General features: G+C 61.9%; 16 protein-coding genes. 13 read left to right on the top strand and 3 right to left on the bottom strand.

Features of this window, described 5'->3' with window-relative positions; translation table 11 throughout:
- The first annotated feature begins 1 nt into the window (after position 1).
- Positions 2–589 carry a flavin reductase family protein gene (locus tag QCE73_RS25355; protein ID WP_309884065.1) on the top strand — a complete coding sequence of 196 codons (588 nt, stop codon included), beginning with the start codon at positions 2–4 and terminating at the stop codon, positions 587–589.
- A gap of 22 nt (positions 590–611) precedes the next feature.
- Here the strand turns inward: QCE73_RS25355 and QCE73_RS25350 are convergent, their stop codons facing one another.
- Positions 612–1,367: a GntR family transcriptional regulator gene (locus QCE73_RS25350; protein WP_051626786.1), complete on the bottom strand. Its 756-nt coding sequence runs from the start codon at positions 1,365–1,367 to the stop codon at positions 612–614.
- Between the two features lie 239 nt (positions 1,368–1,606).
- On the opposite strand from QCE73_RS25350, the gene QCE73_RS25345 reads away from it, so the two are divergent.
- From QCE73_RS25345 to QCE73_RS25325, 5 genes are all read left to right on the top strand, one after another.
- Positions 1,607–1,876 carry a UxaA family hydrolase gene (locus QCE73_RS25345; RefSeq protein WP_035500656.1) on the top strand — a complete coding sequence of 90 codons (270 nt, stop codon included), beginning with the start codon at positions 1,607–1,609 and terminating at the stop codon, positions 1,874–1,876.
- 50 nt (positions 1,877–1,926) lie between these two features.
- Positions 1,927–3,102 carry a UxaA family hydrolase gene (locus QCE73_RS25340; protein WP_035500559.1) on the top strand — a complete coding sequence of 392 codons (1,176 nt, stop codon included), beginning with the start codon at positions 1,927–1,929 and terminating at the stop codon, positions 3,100–3,102.
- 157 nt (positions 3,103–3,259) lie between these two features.
- Positions 3,260–4,567 carry a C4-dicarboxylate transporter DctA gene (dctA, locus tag QCE73_RS25335; RefSeq protein WP_404989802.1) on the top strand — a complete coding sequence of 436 codons (1,308 nt, stop codon included), beginning with the start codon at positions 3,260–3,262 and terminating at the stop codon, positions 4,565–4,567.
- The gene (locus QCE73_RS25330) at positions 4,564–5,598 is read left to right on the top strand and encodes an Ldh family oxidoreductase (protein WP_309884064.1); all 1,035 of its coding nucleotides are present in this window, start codon (positions 4,564–4,566) and stop codon (positions 5,596–5,598) included. The genes dctA and QCE73_RS25330 overlap by 4 nt, the downstream gene beginning before the upstream one ends.
- 114 nt (positions 5,599–5,712) lie before the next feature.
- Positions 5,713–6,987: a cation:dicarboxylate symporter family transporter gene (locus QCE73_RS25325; RefSeq protein WP_035500657.1), complete on the top strand. Its 1,275-nt coding sequence runs from the start codon at positions 5,713–5,715 to the stop codon at positions 6,985–6,987.
- Between the two features lie 8 nt (positions 6,988–6,995).
- On the opposite strand, the gene QCE73_RS25320 is transcribed toward QCE73_RS25325, so the two are convergent.
- A complete protein-coding gene (locus QCE73_RS25320; protein ID WP_309884063.1) occupies positions 6,996–8,051 on the bottom strand; it encodes a LacI family DNA-binding transcriptional regulator in 1,056 nt (351 codons plus the stop codon).
- 230 nt (positions 8,052–8,281) lie between these two features.
- Between QCE73_RS25320 and hisD the strand changes: the two genes are divergently transcribed.
- The 4 genes from hisD to QCE73_RS25300 all read left to right on the top strand — a co-directional run bounded on the left by hisD (position 8,282) and on the right by QCE73_RS25300 (position 12,843).
- Positions 8,282–9,595 (top strand): histidinol dehydrogenase, encoded by a 1,314-nt coding sequence (gene hisD, locus QCE73_RS25315; protein WP_309884062.1) that lies wholly within the window; start codon positions 8,282–8,284, stop codon positions 9,593–9,595.
- Between the two features lie 30 nt (positions 9,596–9,625).
- A complete protein-coding gene (locus QCE73_RS25310) occupies positions 9,626–10,393 on the top strand; it encodes an SDR family oxidoreductase (RefSeq protein ID WP_309884061.1) in 768 nt (255 codons plus the stop codon).
- 90 nt (positions 10,394–10,483) lie between these two features.
- Positions 10,484–11,833, top strand: coding sequence for an MFS transporter (locus tag QCE73_RS25305; RefSeq protein WP_309884060.1), 1,350 nt, complete (start codon positions 10,484–10,486; stop codon positions 11,831–11,833).
- A complete protein-coding gene (locus QCE73_RS25300; RefSeq protein WP_309884059.1) occupies positions 11,833–12,843 on the top strand; it encodes an alcohol dehydrogenase catalytic domain-containing protein in 1,011 nt (336 codons plus the stop codon). Before QCE73_RS25305 ends, QCE73_RS25300 begins: the two co-directional genes overlap by 1 nt.
- 136 nt (positions 12,844–12,979) lie before the next feature.
- On the opposite strand, the gene argC is transcribed toward QCE73_RS25300, so the two are convergent.
- Positions 12,980–13,909, bottom strand: a complete 930-nt coding sequence (argC, locus tag QCE73_RS25295) for an N-acetyl-gamma-glutamyl-phosphate reductase (RefSeq protein ID WP_309884205.1) — start codon at positions 13,907–13,909, stop codon at positions 12,980–12,982.
- A gap of 122 nt (positions 13,910–14,031) precedes the next feature.
- On the opposite strand from argC, the gene QCE73_RS25290 reads away from it, so the two are divergent.
- From QCE73_RS25290 to QCE73_RS25280, 3 genes are all read left to right on the top strand, one after another.
- Complete coding sequence (locus QCE73_RS25290; RefSeq protein ID WP_309884204.1) at positions 14,032–14,916, top strand: LysR family transcriptional regulator; 885 nt, start codon at positions 14,032–14,034, stop codon at positions 14,914–14,916.
- A 361-nt stretch (positions 14,917–15,277) separates the two neighbouring features.
- Positions 15,278–16,486 (top strand): right-handed parallel beta-helix repeat-containing protein, encoded by a 1,209-nt coding sequence (locus QCE73_RS25285; protein ID WP_309884058.1) that lies wholly within the window; start codon positions 15,278–15,280, stop codon positions 16,484–16,486.
- Positions 16,487–16,697: 211 nt separating this feature from the next.
- Positions 16,698–17,351 (top strand): glutathione S-transferase family protein, encoded by a 654-nt coding sequence (locus QCE73_RS25280; protein ID WP_309884057.1) that lies wholly within the window; start codon positions 16,698–16,700, stop codon positions 17,349–17,351.
- Positions 17,352–17,399 lie beyond the last annotated feature (48 nt).

Genomic DNA, 17,399 nt, shown 5'->3' with positions numbered 1-17,399 from the left:
CATGGAAATCGATTTCGAAGCGATTACCGAGTATCAGCGTTACAAGCTGATGGCGAGTCTCATCGTGCCGCGCCCGATCGCGCTCGTCACCACGCTCGGCGCGGACGGCACCGTGAATGCCGCGCCGTTCTCGATGTTCAATATGCTGGGCGAAGAGCCGCCCATCGTCATGATCAGCATCAACCGGCTGGCGGACGGCACGTTGAAGGACACCGCGGTGAATGTTCCGCGCGAAAAGGAGTTCGTCGTGCATCTCGCCGATGAAGCCATCGCGCAGCAGATGCATCGCTGCGGCGAACGCTTCGCCGCGGATGTCTCGGAGCTCGAACAGGTTGGTTTGAGCGCGCTTGCCTCGACGCGCGTGAAGCCGCCGCGCATCGCCGAGGCGCCCGTCGCGTTCGAGTGCGCGTTATGGGAGACGCTCGAAACGGCGAGCCGCCACATCTTCATCGGCCGCGTGCTGATGCTGCATGCGCGTGACGAACTCATCGATATCGATACTTGGCGCGTGCGCCTGGAGCATTACTTTCCGGTAGGCCGCTTCGGCGCGAGCGACTATGTGACGACGCGTGACCGCTTTCAGATGTGATGACGGCCGTTCGCGAGCAGAGTCAGCCCTCGCCGTCCTTCATCGTGCTCGCAACGTACTCGTATTCTTCGGTATTGATATGAGTCAGGCGGTATTCGACCGGCATCTGATTGAACGAATATGCGACGCGTTCGACCTCCAGAACCGGACTGGCAACGTCTATCTTCAGTAGTTCGCTTTCGAGCTCGCTCGCGCGCGCGATGCGCAGGCGCTCGTCCGTGCCGGTCACGTTGATGCCGAAAGCGTCCTGATAGAAGTTGTACAGCGTATCCGTCCGGTCGCGCAGCATGGTCTCGGTGAGATCGGGGAATTTTGCCTCGGGGAGCATGACCGTGTCGATGAGCACGACCTTGCCGTGCAAGGACAGCGCATTCGTAAACACGAACAGCCGTGCGCCGCTCTCGATGCCGAGTTTGGCCGCAATGAGCGCCGACGCCTTCGCCTTCTTGAAGTTGACGAGCGTGACCGCGGGATAGGTGCGCTCGCCGTCGCGCCGTACGACGCGAAAAAATCGGAAGAAGTGGCGATCCCGCCGATGCTGGGCGACGAAGGTGCCGAGCCCCTGGTGACGGATCAGGATCTTTTCCGCGCACAGCTCGTCGATCGCCTTGCGCAACGTGCCTATCGACACGCCGAAACGTTCGGCCAGACGCTTCTCCGACGGAATCACCTCGCCGCCTTTCCATTCCCGCGCCGTCAAGGCGGCCAGCATCGCTTCCTTCACTTCCTTGTACCGCGTGCCACCGGGACTGGTTGGCATGACCGTGACTGTGCTCATCACGTCTCCCTGGCTTGATTGTTCCATGACGCCGATTGTACCGTTCCTCGCGAGACATTCAACACATATAGATGAGCTAGTTGACATGTATGAGATGTGGGCCTACTATGCACTCAACGGACGGCGCCAAGTGAACTGGCCTCCGATTCATCAACCTGGAGGAGCAAATGAACCAAGCAGCAGCGGGAGCAAGCAGTGCGGCAAAGGGAGAGGCGGGCGAGCGCAAGACGATTCATATCGTGCTGCACGAGGCGAAGGACACGGTGGGCGTCGCTGTGATCGAGGGCATCAAGGCGGGTTCGCAGTTGAACGCGTGGATCATGGACGAGGACGAGATCGTCACGGTGAACGCGAAGCAGGACATTCCCATCGGCCACAAGGTGGCGCTGAAGGACATGAAAGTGGGCGATACGGTGTTCAAGTACGGCGTGGATATCGGCAAGGTGGTCGCGCCCATCACGGCGGGCGAGCACGCGCACGTGCACAACATCAAGACGAAGCGCTGGTAATCAGCAGACACGCAGCCAGGCTTTTTCCACCCCATATCGAGAGAGACATCATGAGCGTGATTCAACTGGACACTACCTTCCGTGGCTATCGCCGTGAAAACGGCCGCGTCGGCGTGCGCAACCACGTCATCATCCTGCCGGTGGACGATCTGTCCAATGCCGCGGCACTGGCCGTGGAGTCGGCGATCAAAGGCACGATGGCCGTTCCGCATCCGTATGGCCGCCTGCAATTCGGCGCCGACCTGGACCTGCACTTCCGCACGCTGATCGGCGCGGGCAGCAATCCGAACGTCGCGGCGGTGATCGTGATCGGCATCGAGGAAGGCTGGACCAAGCGCGTGGTCGACGGCATCGCCAAATCGGGCAAGCCGGTGATGGGCTTCGGCATCGAACTGCATGGCGACCATGACACGATCATGCGTGCATCGAAGGCCGCGAAGGAAATGGTGCAGTACGCGACCGCGCTCGAACGCGAGGAATGCCCGATCAGCGAGCTGTGGGTGTCGACCAAATGCGGCGAATCGGACACGACCTCGGGCTGCGGCGCGAATCCGACCGTCGGCAATGCGTTCGACAAGCTCTACGGCCTCGGCAATACGCTCGTGTTCGGCGAGACGTCGGAGTTGACGGGCGGCGAGCAGATCGTCGCTGCACGCTGCGCGAACGACGGCGTGCGCGAGCGCTTCCAGTTCATGTTCGACCGCTATCAGGACATGATCAACCGCTGGAAAACCGACGACCTCTCCGAGTCGCAACCGACCAAGGGCAACATTGCGGGCGGCCTGACGACCATCGAAGAAAAGGCGCTGGGCAACATTCAGAAGATCGGCAAGAAGTGCATGGTCGATGGCGTGCTCGACAAGGCCGAGGAGCCGACGCATTCGGGTCTGTGGTTCATGGACTCGTCGTCGGCGGCGGCGGAAATGGTGACGCTGTGCGCGGCATCGGGCTTCGCGGTGCACTTCTTCCCGACGGGGCAAGGCAATGTGATCGGCAATGCAATCGTGCCGGTCATCAAGATTTGCGCGAATCCGCGCACGGTTCGCACGATGGGCGAGCACATCGACGTGGATGTGTCCGGCATCCTGCAACGCGAACAGAACCTCGATCAAAGCGGCGACAAGCTGCTCGAATGCATGCTCGCGACGGCCAACGGTCGCTGGACCGCCGCCGAAACGCTCGGCCATCGCGAGTTCGTGCTGACGCGTCTGTTCGAAAGCGCGTAAGCCCGCGACGACGCAGCTTCGTCGCCACGCAGAAGCAGACAACCAGCAGTCCCCGCCCGGTGCGCGCACCGGTTCGACAGCCATCACAGAGGCGGCGCGAACCGGGTTCGCGCGCCCGTCGTCACATCTTGCAGCAGCGAGTGGAGGAGACACCATCTTGCGCGTGCTCAAGCATCTCTATGTCCAGGTCCTGATCGGACTGGCAGCCGGCATTCTCGTCGGCTACTTCGCGCCCAGCCTCGGCGTGCAATTCAAGCCTCTCGGCGATACCTTCATCCGTCTGATCAAGATGCTGATCACGCTCCTGATCTTCTGCACGGTATCCGTGGGCATCGCGCGCATGGAAAGCCTCAAGCAGGTAGGGCGCGTTGGCTTCAAGACGATCCTGTACTTCGAAGTCGTCACGACGATCGCGCTCGTCATCGGACTCGTCGTCGCAAATGTCGTGCATCCGGGCGCGGGCCTCGACATCGATCCGAAGACGCTCGATCCCGGCGCGGTCTCGCATTTCGTCACCGAGGTGCATTCGGCGGAACACAGGAGCCTGCTCGAAGAACTCGTGCCGAACTCGGTGGTCGGCGCGTTCGCGCGTGGCGATCTGCTGCAGGTGTTGCTCTTTTCGGTTCTGTTCGGCGTCGCGTTGTCGCTGATGTCCGAGCGCAGCAAGTTCCTCTCGCAGTGCATCGAACAACTCGGCGACGCCTTGATGCGCATCGTCGAAATGATCATGCGGCTCGCGCCGCTCGGCGCATTCGGCGCGATCGCGTTCACGGTTGGAAAGTACGGCATCGGCACCTTGCAGCAACTCGGCCTGCTGATTCTCTGCTTCTATGTGACCAGCATTCTGTTCGTCGTGCTCGTGCTGGGCACCGCGTGCCGTTGGGCGGGCGTGAGTCTGTGGTCTCTGCTGCGTTATCTGCGCGAGGAGTTGCTGATCGTGCTCGGCACATCGACGACGGAGTCCGTGCTGCCGCGTCTGATGGAGAAGCTCGAACGGCTCGGCTGCCCGAAGTCGGTCGTGGGTCTCGTACTGCCGACCGGGTACTCGTTCAATCTCGACGGCGCGGCCATCTATCTGACGATGACCTCGCTCTTCATCGCGCAGGCGACCAACACGCATCTCACGCTGATGCAGCAACTCGGCCTGCTCGCGATCCTGCTGCTCACGTCGAAGGGCGGCGCCGGCGTGGCGGGCGCGGCGCTGGTCGCGCTGACGGCCACGCTGTCCTCGCACAACATCATTCCGGTGGCGGGCATCACGCTGATCATCGGTATCGACCGCGTGCTCAACGAGATCCGCGCGCTTGTCAACATGATCGGCAATGCAGTGGCGACGCTGGTGGTCGCGCGCTGGGAGGGCGTGTTCGATGTCGAGGCAGCGCGTGCCATACTCGCCGATCCGCGCGCTGCCCTCGAAGAGGACGCGCGCATGTTGATCGAACCCGCGCAGGACATGCAGAAATGACCGCATCCGAAAACATCGCCATCACGCCCGCCGCGCTGCACGCGCTGGCGCGCCTCGCCCTGGTCGAAGCGGGCGCCACCGAAGCCACTGCCGAAGCCACCGCGAAGGCGCTCGTCTATGCCGATGCGCGCGGCCTCTCGTCACACGGCGTCGCGCGCCTGCCGATGTATCTCGCGCAACTGCGCAACGGCCGCGTCGATGCGGCGGCGGTGCCCGGCATCGTGCGCGACAAGGGCGCGGCGTTTCTCGTCGATGCCGCCGATGGCCTCGCGTTCGACGCCTGCGCGCTCGCGATCTCGACCGGCATCGAACGGGCGCGCACGTTCGGCACCGCGGCGGCGAGCGTGACGCGCAGTCATCACTTCGGCGCGGGTGCGTACCATCTCGAAGCGGTCGGCCGCGCGGGGCTCGTCGGCCTTGCATTCAGCAATGCGCCGGGTTCGATGCCCGTGTGGGGCGGCAAGCATCCTTTGCTCGGCACCAATCCGATTGCCGCCGTGTTTCCGCGCGCAAAGGCCGAGCCGTTGATGATCGACCTGTCGCTGTCGCAGGTGGCGCGCGGCAAGATCATGGTCGCGGCGCGCGACGGCAAGCCCATTCCGCAAGGCTGGGCGACGACCATCGACGGCGAGCCGACCACCGATGCCCACGCCGCGCTCGGCGGCATGATGCTGCCCTTCGGCGGTGCGAAGGGGGCGGTGCTGGCGCTCATGGTCGAACTGCTCGCGGCGGCGCTTTCCGGCGCGCAATTCGGCTCGGAAGCCGGTTCGTTTCTGACAGAAGAAGGGCCGCGTTCGCGCGTCGGGCATCTGTTCTGGCTGCTCGACCCCGATGCGCTCGCGGGCTCGCGCGTCTATCAGCAACGCATCGAGACGCTCATCGAACTGATGCTCGTGGATGACGACGTGCGCCTGCCCGGCTATCGACGCCACGAGATCGCGGCGGCGAGCGAGAGCACGGGCATCGTGCTGAATCGCAAGCTGTTCGAGCAGCTTCGCGCGCTCGCGAACGACAGCGCCGACGCGCATTGACGCGAGCCGGCACGCGCATTCATCACGACGACACCGACAGGAACAGAACCCCGCATCCGGCTTCATCCCACAGCGATACAAATGCAGGCGTCGGCAGGACGCCCGGAGACAAGCATGCGAAAGATCTTTCGTCAGATTTACGTGCAGGTTCTCATCGCAATCGTAGCCGGCGCGTTGCTCGGCCATTACTTTCCCAATGCCGGGCAAAGCGTCGCGCCGCTCAGCACGGCGTTCATCAAGCTCGTGAAGATGGTGACCGCGCCGCTCATCTTCGTGACGATCGTGCTCGGCGCGAAAGAGATGGGCGGGGCGGGTGCGCTCGGGCGTATCGGCGGCAAGTCGATCATCCTGTTCGAACTGACGACGACCATCGCCTTGCTGATCGGACTGTGGGCGGTCAACACCATCCAGCCCGGCGTGGGGATGAACCTCACGCCCAGTTCGATCGATGCGAGCGTGCTGAACGGCTACGAGCGATCGCTGCATGCTTCTTCCGGCGGCGTGATGGGATTTCTGCTCGGCATCATTCCCGATAGCGCGGTGTCGGCCTTCGCGAACGCGGACATGCTTCAGGTCGTGCTGTTCTCGACGCTCTTCGCGATCGGCCTGTCGCATTCGGGCAAGACAGGGGAGACGGCCTACAAGTTCTTCGAAGGCGTGGGCAGCGCGCTGTTCGGCATCGTGCGTATCGTGATGCGGCTCGCGCCCATCGGTGCATTCGGTGCGATGGCGTATGCGGTCGGCAAGTTCGGCTTCGGCACGATGAACTCGCTGTTCATGCTGCTCGTCACGGTGTATGCGGCGACGCTCGCGTATATCGTGCTGATACTCGGCGGCATCTGCCTGATGTGTGACGTGAGCTTGTGGCGTCTGCTCAAATACATTCGTGGCGAGATCCTGCTGGTGATCGCCACCGTGTCGTCCGAAGCCGCATTTCCGCAACTCGTGAAGAAACTCGAAGCGCTTGGATGTCCGACCGGCGTGGTCGGTATCGTCATGCCGATGGGCTACACGTTCAATCTCGCGGGGACGTGCGTTGCGCAGGTCATTTGCGCGGTGTTCATCGCGCAGGCGTTCGGCATTCAGTTGTCGGTCGCGGAACAGGCGGTGCTCGTCGGCATTTCGATGCTGACCTCGCGAGGCATGGCGGGTGTCGCCGGCGCGAGCTTCATCTGCCTGCTCGCGACGCTCGCCGCGTTCAAGCATATTCCCATCGAGGGCGCGGCCATCGTGCTGGGCGTCGATCGTTTCATCGCCGAAATCCGCGCAACGACGAACATGATCGGCAATGCGGTTGCCACCGTGGCGGTCGCGCACTGGGAGCGTCAGCGTGACGACGTGTGCATGCGGGAAACGCTCGGGATGCCTCCGAAGGCTGTGACCCGCTGAACGAGCGCTCAAACGGGCGCGGGGCCGCTGGTTCCGCGCACGACGAGTTCGATCGGCAGACATACATCCGCGGGAGCGCGCTGCGTGGTCAGCCAGTCGAGCAATGTAAGCGCCGCGCGCTGCCCGAGTTCATAGGTCGGCAGTAATACGGTCGTGAGCCCGGGCGTGATCTGCGACGAGATGGGCAGGTTGTCGCAACCGACGATCGACAGCTCGTCCGGAATCTTTATGTTGAGCGATTGCGCTTCGAACAGCGCACCGAGCGCGAGAACGTCGTTGCCGCAGAACACGGCAGTGGGGCGAGGGCGCAGTTGCATCAGATGCTTGAGTCCGGTACGGCCGCCGTCGAAGCCGAAAGGCTGCTCGATCACGTTCGCTTCGGGCAGTCGTATGCCTGCATCGGCGAGCGCGCTGCGAAAGCCATCGACCCGATGACGCGCGCGATCGTTCTGACGCATCATCCCCGAGATCATGCCGAAGGTCCGATGACCGAGAGCGAGCAGATGCTCGGCCGCGAGCTTTCCGATCAACCTGTTGTCGAAACCGATGAGCGGTGCTGTCGTCGTCAAAATCTCGCTTGCGGCGGCGGCATTGGTCCATGTGATGAGCACTGGAATCCGGCTGGCTCGCATCATTTCCCATGTTTCATGCGCGTGCTCCGCGCCAACGAGCACGAGCGCATCCACCGCGCGTTCGAGCAGCGCACGCGCCGCCTCCGTCTCGGCCGCAAGGCTGTATTCGTGCGCGGAGATCAGCAACTGGTAGCCCGCGTTCGAGAGCGTGCTCTGAAGGCCCTGAACGGCGCGCGCAAAGATGGCGTTGTCGAGCGTCGGGACGATAGCGCCGACCATGCGGGCGCGCCCTGACGCCAGCGCCCGCGCGGCGCCGTCCGGAACATAGCCCAGGCGCGCAATCGCTTGCAGAATGCGCTCGCGCGTGTTGCTTTTCACCATGTCCGGATTCGAAAGCGCCCGCGACACCGTTGCTGTCGATACGCCCGCCAGTGCTGCCACATCGGACAGTCGCGGTCGGTCTACGGTACTCGTTTCAGTTGCGTCGTTCATCGTCATTCTGCTTGGTCAGGCTCTGCGTCAGCATCCCACCGACGTGACGCGAGGCTTATAGGTGTCAATACTGATTCAAAGTGAAACTGCTTCTTTTATTATAGATGCAAGCGCTTGCATTTACATGCGAGCGATCAGATCGCCGGAGCCCTAGCCGGCTTATTTTTCCCCTCGAAATGCAAGCGCTTGCATTAGGCGCAACCGAAGATCTTCCACATCAGGAGCGGACCATGACGGTTTTTTATCTGAAGAAGGCCACCAAAACCCCGGAGACCGAAACTGCCACGGCGCAGCGCGTCGTCACGGAGATGCTTGCTGAAATCGAAGCCAACGGCGAAGCGGCCGTGCGGGCGTACGCGAAGAAGCTCGATCACTGGGACGGCGACATCATCGTGCCGCGCGAGGAGATCGAGCGGCGCGCGCGCGAAGTACCGCAGCATATCCGCGATGACATCGATTTCGCCGTGAAGCAGGTTCACGACTTCGCCGTCGCACAGCGTCGCTCGATCGAAGATTTCTCCGTGGAACTGCATCCGGGCGTGACGGCGGGCCAGCGTGTCATCCCGGTCAATGTGGTCGGCTGCTACGCGCCGGCGGGTCGTTATGCCCATATCGCTTCGGCTTATATGGGCGTCGCGACCGCCAAGGCAGCGGGCGTGAAGACCGTGATCGCGTGCTCGAGCCCGTTCCGCGGCGGCGGCATTCATCCTTACGTGCTCTATGGCTTCAAGGCGGCGGGCGCCGATGTGGTGATGACGCTCGGCGGCGTTCAGGCGATCGCTTCGATGGCATACGGGCTGTTCACGGGCAAGCCTGCCGATGTGGTCGTCGGGCCTGGCAACAAGTTCGTCGCGGAAGCGAAGCGCACTCTGTTCGGCAAGGTGGGCATCGATGTATTCGCGGGTCCGTCGGAAGTCGCGGTCATTGCCGACGACACCGCCGATCCGGCAATCGTCGCAAGCGATCTCGTGGGGCAAGCCGAACACGGACATGAATCGCCTGCATGGCTGTTCACGACATCGAAGGCGCTTGCTGCCGAAGTCATGGCGCTCGTGCCGCGCCTGATCGACGATCTGCCGCCGACCGCACGCGACGCAGCCGCGAGTGCGTGGCGCGACTACGGCGAAGTCATTGTCTGTGATACGCGTGAAGAAGTGGTCGAAGTGTCGGACCGTTATGCGTCGGAGCACCTCGAAGTACATTCGGCGGATCTCGAATGGTGGCTCGATAACCTGACGTGTTACGGCTCGCTGTTCCTTGGCGAGGAAACGACCGTCGCGTTCGGCGACAAGACCAGCGGCCCGAATCACGTCCTGCCGACCAAGGGCGCGGCGCGCTACTCGGGCGGCCTGTCCGTGCACAAGTTCGTCAAGACGCTCACCTGGCAGCGCATGACGCGCGACGCAGCGCGTCGTATCGGCGAAGTGACCGCGCGCATCTCGCGGCTCGAAGGCATGGAAGCGCATGCACGCACGGCGGACGATCGTCTGAAGAAGTACTTCCCGAACGAGCAGTTCGAAAAGGGCGACGCTGTGCAGGTTTGAGTCCCGAAACGCACTTACGATGGAGTGACGATGGAACTTGCCAGTATGTTCAGTCTTAAAGGACGCGTCGCGCTCGTGACCGGAGGAAATGCCGGCATTGGCCTCGCGATCGCGAGCGCGTTGGGACGTGCGGGTGCGCGCGTAGTGCTCGCGGCCCGACGCGAAGGCGCATTGCGCGACGCAACGGAAACCCTCGCGACCCAGGGCATCGAAGCGGGTTTCATCGCCGCCGACATAAGCTCGCCTCAGGCCGCGATCGGCTGCGCCGAAGAAGCGCTCGCGCAAAACGGGCGCATCGATATTCTCGTCAATGCCGCTGGCGTCAACTTGCGTCAGCCGTTCGCCGAGGTCACGCCCGAGACCTGGCAGACGCAACTGGCGCTTCATCTGGGCGCGCCATTCTTCCTCACTCAGAAACTCGCGCCGCTCATGCGAGCGCAGGGCTGGGGACGAATCATCAATATCGCGTCCTTGCAGTCGTATCGGGCGTTTGCAAACAGCGCGCCCTATGGCGCAGGCAAAGGCGGCGTGGTCCAGCTCACCCGCGCGATCGCGCAGGAGTGGGGCCGGCACGGGATCACGTGCAACGCCATCGGTCCTGGCTTTTTCCCTACAGCGCTCACCGCGTCCGTGTTCGCCGATGAAGCGCTCGCGAGCAAGCATGCCGAACAGACGTGCATCGGCCGTAACGGCAAACTGGAGGACATCGACGGCCTCGCCGTGTTTCTTGCAAGCGATGCATCCAGCTATATCAGTGGTCAAACAATCATGATCGACGGCGGATATACCGCACGTTGATTAACAATGGTGGAGACAACCATGTTGATACAGGACAGGCAAAGTCAGGGGCGGGGCCTTCCCGGAGCGCCCCCTGCCGCACAGGAAGCAATGCAAAGCCGAGCCGCGGCGGGTTCCGACAATCTCAGAGCGGTCACGATCTCCAGCGTGCTCGGTGCCGTCATCGAGTGGTACGACTTCTTCCTCTATGGTGTCGTTGCAGGACTCGTTTTGAATCGGCTGTATTTTCCGCAGGCGGACGCTGTCGTCTCGACCATGCTCGCGTATTCCACGTTTGCGCTTGGTTTCGTCGCAAGACCAATAGGCGGTGTGATTTTCGGCCATTTCGGCGACCGGCTCGGCCGAAAGAAAATGCTCATGCTCACGCTGCTTCTGATGGGCGGCGCAACAGTCATGATCGGCCTGATTCCGACCTACTCGTCCATCGGTATCGCAGCGCCGCTGCTTCTGTTGGTATGCCGCATCGTGCAAGGCATCGGGCTGGGTGGCGAGTGGGGCGGCGCAGTGCTGATGACATACGAATCCGCGCCCGTCGAGAAGCGCGGCTTCTATGCGAGCCTGCCGCAGATCGGGATGTCGCTCGGACTCGTGCTGGCATCGGGCGTGGTCGCCATCCTGTCCTACACACTCGACGATGCTCAATTCCTCGCATGGGGCTGGCGCTCGGCGTTCGTCGCAAGCGGCGTGCTCGTGATCCTCACTTTCTACATGCGAAAGCACGTGGCGGAGACTGACGATTTCAACAAGGCCAAGAAAACGAAGCACGATGCGCTGCCCATCATCGATGTGTTCCGCAAGTATCCGCGCACGGTACTCGCCTGTATGGGCGCGCGTGTCATCGATGGTGTGTTCTTCAATGTATTCGGCGTCTTTTCGATCCACTATCTCACCGAAACGCTGCACTTCCCGAGAATGACCGCGCTGCTCGGCGTCGTGTTCGGCGCGGCGGTGATGACGTTCTTCATTCCTTTCTGGGGCCGTGTGTCGGATAAGGTCGGACAGCCGCTCGTCTACGGCATGGGTGCATTGCTCGCGGGTCTTTCGGCTTATCCGGCGTTCATGCTGATGCAGAACGCCAGCCATTCCGCGTTGCCCGTGTGGATCGCGATCGTCATCCCGTTCGGCGTGTTTCATGCGGCGGTGTTCGGCACCATGTCGTCGTTGTTCTCCGAGGCTTTCGAACCCGATGTTCGCTATAGCGGTATTTCCTTCGTCTATCAGTTCGCCGGTGTATTCGCGGGAGGCTTGACGCCTGTAGCGGCGACATATCTCACTGGCCTTCAGTCCGGCAAGCCGTGGTATCTGTGCGCTTATGTGCTAGGTGCCGGGACGTTGAGCGCGCTGTGTTGCGCCTGGCTCGCACGCCACCGCAAATCCCCGCGATGCGAACGCATTCGCGCGCGCACATCGAATGCCACTCAACGTCTGGAGACTTTGTGATGCAAGCGCTCGTCTATACACAGCCTAACGAGATGCAATTGCTCGAACGCCCGGTACCAGTGGCGGAGGACGGCGAGGTCGTATTGAAGATCGATGCCGTCGGTATTTGCGGGTCCGACATGCATGCCTATCACGGCCATGATCCTCGCCGTAAGCCAGGCCTGGTTCTCGGCCATGAATTTGCAGGCACCATCGCGCAAAGCCGCGATGCCAAATGGAAGGAAGGCACGCGCGTGACGGGCAATCCGCTGATTACGTGCGGCACTTGCGAGTATTGCGTGCAAGGGCGGGATAACCTGTGCGCCAATCGCACGATGGTGGGCATGACGCGGCCGGGAGCCTTCGCCGAATACATGTCGATTCCGGCCGCCAGCCTCGTCGCCATTCCGCCGGAAATGCCGGCGCACGTCGCTGCCGCGACGGAGCCTGCGGCTACTGCACTGCATGCCGTGAATCTGACCATGCGTGCGTTGAGCCGGCCGATTCCGGAGTGCAGCGTTCTGATCATCGGAGGAGGGGCCATCGGACTGTTCTGTGCGCTACTGCTTCGATCGTATGGATGTCGCGACCTGACCGTCGCCGAGACGAACGCTGGCCGACGTGCATCGGTGGAGAACGAAGCGAAGTGCGGAACCTACAATCCGCTGGAGCAAGAGGCGGAGCCGAACCGCTTCGATTGCGTGATCGACGCGGTGGGGGCGAAAGCGACACGGAACAGCGCGCTCGTCGCGGTCAAACCGGGCGGCGTCATGATGCATATCGGCCTGCAAGACTGGGCGAGCGAGATCGATATGCGAAAGCTCACGCTCGCTGAAATCACGTTGCTGGGCACCTATACCTACACGATGGCCGACCTTCGAGCGACGGTCAGCGCGCTGCACGAAGGCGCGTTCGGTACGTTGACGTGGCTTGAGCAACGGCCGCTTTCGGAAGGCGCGCAAGCCTTTGCCGATCTCCACGCCGGGTTGGCGACGTCCAGCAAGGTCTTGCTCATTCCCGAATCGATCTGACCGGCCTGGCGTCTTTCGTTTAGCGCCTTCGCATCGCAAACCGATAGATCCGGGACTGTGCGCGCAGTCCCGGATCGAGGCTGCGCGGTTCATTTCACTTCGAAGTGAAAACAGCATTGCGGCTTCGTCACGGCCGCTATTCGCGCGTGAGCATCAGGTTCAGATTCTGAACTGCAGCGCCGGATGCGCCTTTGCCGAGATTGTCGAAGACCGCGGACAGCAGAACATGCCCGTGTTCCATGTTAGAAAATACGCTCAAGCGCATGTCGTTCGTACCGTTCAGCGCTTGCGGATCGAGGTGCTTCAACACATCCGCTTCATGCATCGGCAAGACACGCACGTGCGCTGCGTCCTCATAGTGGCGTGCAAGACATGCGTGGAACGTGGCGCCATCCACGTCGGGAGCGAGAAGCCGCAACGCCAGCGGCACCGTCAACACAATGCCCTGACGAAACGCACCATACGCAGGGACGAAAATGGGCCGCTGCGCGAGCCCTGCGTGCGCCTGAATTTCCGGAGCGTGCTTGTGCGCGAGTTCCAGACCATATACCTGAAATGAAGGTGCGTTGACGGCATCATGCCCTTCGTGTTCCTCCACGCCGGCACGACCACGTCCGGAGTATCCGGACACCGCATGAATGCTGACGGGATAGTTGCCCGGTATGAGCCCGGCCTGCAACAGGGGACGCAGCAAGCCGATCGCCCCCGTCGGATAGCAGCCGGGATTCGTGACCCGACGCGCGCTCGCGATGCGCTCAGCCTGTCCCGGCGTCATTTCCGGAAAGCCATATGTCCAGCCTGGCTGTGTGCGATGGGCCGAACTTGCGTCGATGACTCTGACGGCAGGATTGACGATAGCGTCTACCGCCTCGCGTGCGGCGGCATCGGGCAAACAGAGAATGGCGATATCGCAGGCGTTGATGGCTTCTGCACGACGACGCGCATCCTTGCGTTCTGCGGCGGGAAGCGTGAGCACCGTGATGTCGGTCCGATTGCGCAGCCGCTCATGGATTTGCAGTCCGGTGGTGCCTTGATCGCCATCGATGAAAACAACGGGAGCGCTCATACGCTGATCCTCCGAATGGTTGTACCGGGTTGAAAGAGCTCCCATGTTCACCGAACCGCTAGAATAGAGAAAGTTGAATTTCATAACCTAAACATTCAGTTTTTCTGAATTTGGACGCCGATATGCGAGAGATCAGCCTGGACCGCTTGCGCACTCTGATCGCGATTACCGAGCGTGGCTCATTCGCCGATGCAGCGCGTGCGTTGAATCTCGCGCCTCCGACAGTCAGCCTTCATATCGCCGAACTCGAAGACCGCATTGGGGCGCCGCTCCTGTCACGGAAGCGCGGGCAGGTAAAGCCGTCGGCGATAGGCGAGGTGCTGGTGGAGCGCGCGCGTCGCCTGCTGGCCGATGCGGAGCAGGCGTTGGACGATATTCAACGCCAGGTGCAGGGGCTCGAAGGGCGCGTGCGGCTCGGTGCGTCGACCGGTGTGATCGCGTACTTGTTGCCGCAAGCGCTCGAGGCGCTGCGCCAGCGCAATCCCGCAATCGATATTCAGCTTGCGGTGCTCACGTCGCATGAAACGCTGTCGCGATTGGCGGATGGGACGCTCGATGTCGGGCTGATCGCGCTGCCTCAGCCGCCAGTGGCTGGACTCGTGATAAAGCCTTGGCGCCGCGATCCCGTGATGGCCTTCGTGCCGGCGCATTGGCGATGCCCGGCTCGTGTAACGCCTCAATGGCTCGCCGCTCAGCCTCTCATCCTCAACGACGCCACCACGCGTCTCTCGCGCCTGACGACGGAGTGGTTTGCGACAGCGGGACATCATCCTGCGCCGCGCATTCAGCTCAACTACAACGACGCGATCAAGAGTCTGGTAGCGGCCGGTTACGGCGCGGCACTTTTGCCGCATGAAGCCACGACGCCGTTACCCGACAGCCGCGTCGTCATGCGTCCGCTGCGCCCGGCGCTGTGGCGTCGACTAGGCATTGCACATCGTGCAGGGCACGTCGAGCGTGCCACTCAACACGTACTCGATGTGTTGTGGGATCTGCGATTGGCGTAGGGGTTGCCGGTTGCCGTTCAAGCGCTGGAATCTCGGCGCCTGTGTCGAGTTCAGCGAAATCGTCGCGACTGCCTCAAAGGATACGACGGGCTTTCGAACGCTCGATCGATGCGAATCGTTGATAACAACGGTCGCAGTGGCTCATCCAACACCACAACGTACCTTCTGTCGCCGATCCATCGTGAACCGCGACCGGCAAAGACGACGCTCCCACGACCTTTTCACTAAGGACTTTGCTTTTCGCGCCGTAAACCAAACAAGCGCCGAAACGATTCGCTCGTCGCCTGTCGCTTCACGTTCCTGAGGCGCAAATCAATCCGACTCCGCCCGGTCGCGCACTTGTCATTCGAGGGAACCCTTCATGGCCTCGACACGCTCCGATATTTCCAGCACGATGCGTCGCAAAGTGCTTTCGACGCTGGTCTTCGGCGCTGGCTCCCTCGTGCTGTCCGCTTGTGGAGGCGGCGGCGCGAGTTCGTCGAATGCGGCCGGATCGTCGAGCAAGACGAGCCCGAGCCCGAGCCCGAGCCCGAGCCCAAGCACAACCACGACCACCGGCTCGCAGGACACAAGCGAACCCGGTCCAGTCACGGCCACCAGTCCGCAAGGCGCGAGCGAAACCAGTTCAGGCACATCCACCGGCGTTCAAAGCGCGAGCGACACCAGCCCGAACGGCGTCCTGCTCGACGTATCCTTCGGCGTGAAAGGCGACGGAACCACGAACGATCGCGTTGCACTCCAGGCCGCGATCGACGGATCGGTGGGGCAGATTCTCCTGATTACCGGGCAAAGCCGGATCGACACCACGGGACTCACGCTGCGCTCGAACACCCACATACGCTTCGCTCAGGGCGCTTCGATCAAGCTGCTGGCTCACAATACCGACTCGTATCAGATGATGCGCATCTGGGATGCGAGCAACGTGAACATCGAGTCGCCGTACCTCGACGGCAGCAAGTCGCTCAATGCGGCTACGTCGGGGGAGTGGGGCATGGGCATCTCGATCGCCGGCAGCTCGAACGTCACGATTACGTCGCCGACGACGATCAACTGCTGGGGTGACGGCATCTACATCACCAACAGCTATGTCGAGGACGGCGTGACGAGCAAGGCCGCGACGATCACCAATCATCTCGCGGACGGCTGTCGTCGCCAGGGTGTGACGATCATTTCGGGCGATACCATCACCTTCGACCATCCTGTCTGGCAGAACATAGGTGGAACCGCGCCGCAGGCAGGGCTCGACATCGAGCCGAATGACAACACGGCGGTGTTCCGGGCGATCAGGATCGTCAGCCCGAAGACGCTGGGCTGCGCGGGCCCGGGCATCCAGATCGATCTGGGCTCGCTCGCGGGACCGGTCGCCAAGACCGTCGATATTCAGATCACGAACCATATCGACAACAGCGAGACCGATGGTCCGTTCAGTGTCGGCGGTCTGGAACCGAGCGGCTACATCGTGACGGGCGCGATCACGAGCACGAATCCGGTGTGGAAGGAGAACTGGTATCTGGGCGACTGGATGCCGTCAGGCCCGAACGTCTCGGTGGTGAACCCGAGAATCGGATAAGGTCGCGACCGGGCGTCAAAAGGGCGCTGGGCCAGCGACGTATCCGGACGAATTCAGCCTTCGCGTACTTCCGTGTTCAGCCATAAGCGGCCAATCGACATCGGCGCGCAAATCGTCAACAATTGCCAGGCGTATGCGCTATGGGAGAATGCGAGTCACCGCAGCGTCATCATGCGCAAAACGATCTCGACATAAGCAATCGACGTTAAACATGACCGCCAAAAAACTGTTCTATTACCCCGGCAACGCAAGCATGGCCCCCCACATCGTTCTGGAGGAAATCGGCCAGCCTTTCGAGTTAGTACTTGTAGATCGCACGCAGGATGAGCATAAGTCGGCAGACTATCTACGACTGAATCCCAATGGATTGATTCCGGTATTGGTTGATGGCGACACGGTGCCGTACGAGACTGCGGCCATTTGCCTGCATTTAGCCGATACCCATCCGGAAAGCGGAATGGCGCCCACACTGGCAACGCCAGAGCGGGCCGAGTTCTACAAGTGGCTCATGTGGTTGACGAACACACTGCAAGCGGCGTTGATTGTCTATTTCTATCCCGAGCGTTGGGTGGATGCCGGCAACGCGCCGGGCGCGAAGCAAGTGCAGACTCATGCTGAATCGAAGATCGGCATATTGCTTGAACAGTTGGAGTCGCAACTTCGATCGAGCGAAGGCCCTTGGTTACTGGGGGACCAATACACGATCCTCGATCCCTACGCATTCATGCTCTGCCGGTGGACAAGAGGTTTCACGAAACCCGCACGCGAATGGCCACTGCTCAGTCAGTATCTGCAACGGATGCTAGCGCGACCTGCGATCCAGCGCGTGATCGAAACGGAAGGGCTTGCAACTCCATTGGTCTAATACGATGTGATCTCGCCGCCCCTGATCGACCGATAAGCAATGGACATC

Origin of the sequence: Caballeronia sp. LZ029 (assembly GCF_031451275.1) — a bacterium.
GTDB classification, from domain to species: Bacteria; Pseudomonadota; Gammaproteobacteria; order Burkholderiales; family Burkholderiaceae; genus Caballeronia; species Caballeronia jiangsuensis.
Note: the sequence above shows the minus strand (reverse complement) of the source record. Positions and strands in the feature narration are given on the sequence as shown.

What these genes read in the sequence shown, in the direction of transcription:
- argC (WP_309884205.1), bottom strand. Translation starts at nt 13,909, where the DNA reads ATGAGCGCTCCCGTTGTTTTCATCGATGGCGATCAAGGCACCACCGGA.
- QCE73_RS25310 (WP_309884061.1), top strand. Translation starts at nt 9,626, where the DNA reads ATGGAACTTGCCAGTATGTTCAGTCTTAAAGGACGCGTCGCGCTCGTG.
- QCE73_RS25340 (WP_035500559.1), top strand. Translation starts at nt 1,927, where the DNA reads ATGAGCGTGATTCAACTGGACACTACCTTCCGTGGCTATCGCCGTGAA.
- QCE73_RS25290 (WP_309884204.1), top strand. Translation starts at nt 14,032, where the DNA reads ATGCGAGAGATCAGCCTGGACCGCTTGCGCACTCTGATCGCGATTACC.
- QCE73_RS25330 (WP_309884064.1), top strand. Translation starts at nt 4,564, where the DNA reads ATGACCGCATCCGAAAACATCGCCATCACGCCCGCCGCGCTGCACGCG.
- QCE73_RS25300 (WP_309884059.1), top strand. Translation starts at nt 11,833, where the DNA reads ATGCAAGCGCTCGTCTATACACAGCCTAACGAGATGCAATTGCTCGAA.
- QCE73_RS25355 (WP_309884065.1), top strand. Translation starts at nt 2, where the DNA reads ATGGAAATCGATTTCGAAGCGATTACCGAGTATCAGCGTTACAAGCTG.
- QCE73_RS25325 (WP_035500657.1), top strand. Translation starts at nt 5,713, where the DNA reads ATGCGAAAGATCTTTCGTCAGATTTACGTGCAGGTTCTCATCGCAATC.
- QCE73_RS25320 (WP_309884063.1), bottom strand. Translation starts at nt 8,051, where the DNA reads ATGAACGACGCAACTGAAACGAGTACCGTAGACCGACCGCGACTGTCC.
- QCE73_RS25305 (WP_309884060.1), top strand. Translation starts at nt 10,484, where the DNA reads ATGCAAAGCCGAGCCGCGGCGGGTTCCGACAATCTCAGAGCGGTCACG.
- QCE73_RS25285 (WP_309884058.1), top strand. Translation starts at nt 15,278, where the DNA reads ATGGCCTCGACACGCTCCGATATTTCCAGCACGATGCGTCGCAAAGTG.
- QCE73_RS25280 (WP_309884057.1), top strand. Translation starts at nt 16,698, where the DNA reads ATGACCGCCAAAAAACTGTTCTATTACCCCGGCAACGCAAGCATGGCC.
- QCE73_RS25350 (WP_051626786.1), bottom strand. Translation starts at nt 1,367, where the DNA reads ATGAGCACAGTCACGGTCATGCCAACCAGTCCCGGTGGCACGCGGTAC.
- hisD (WP_309884062.1), top strand. Translation starts at nt 8,282, where the DNA reads ATGACGGTTTTTTATCTGAAGAAGGCCACCAAAACCCCGGAGACCGAA.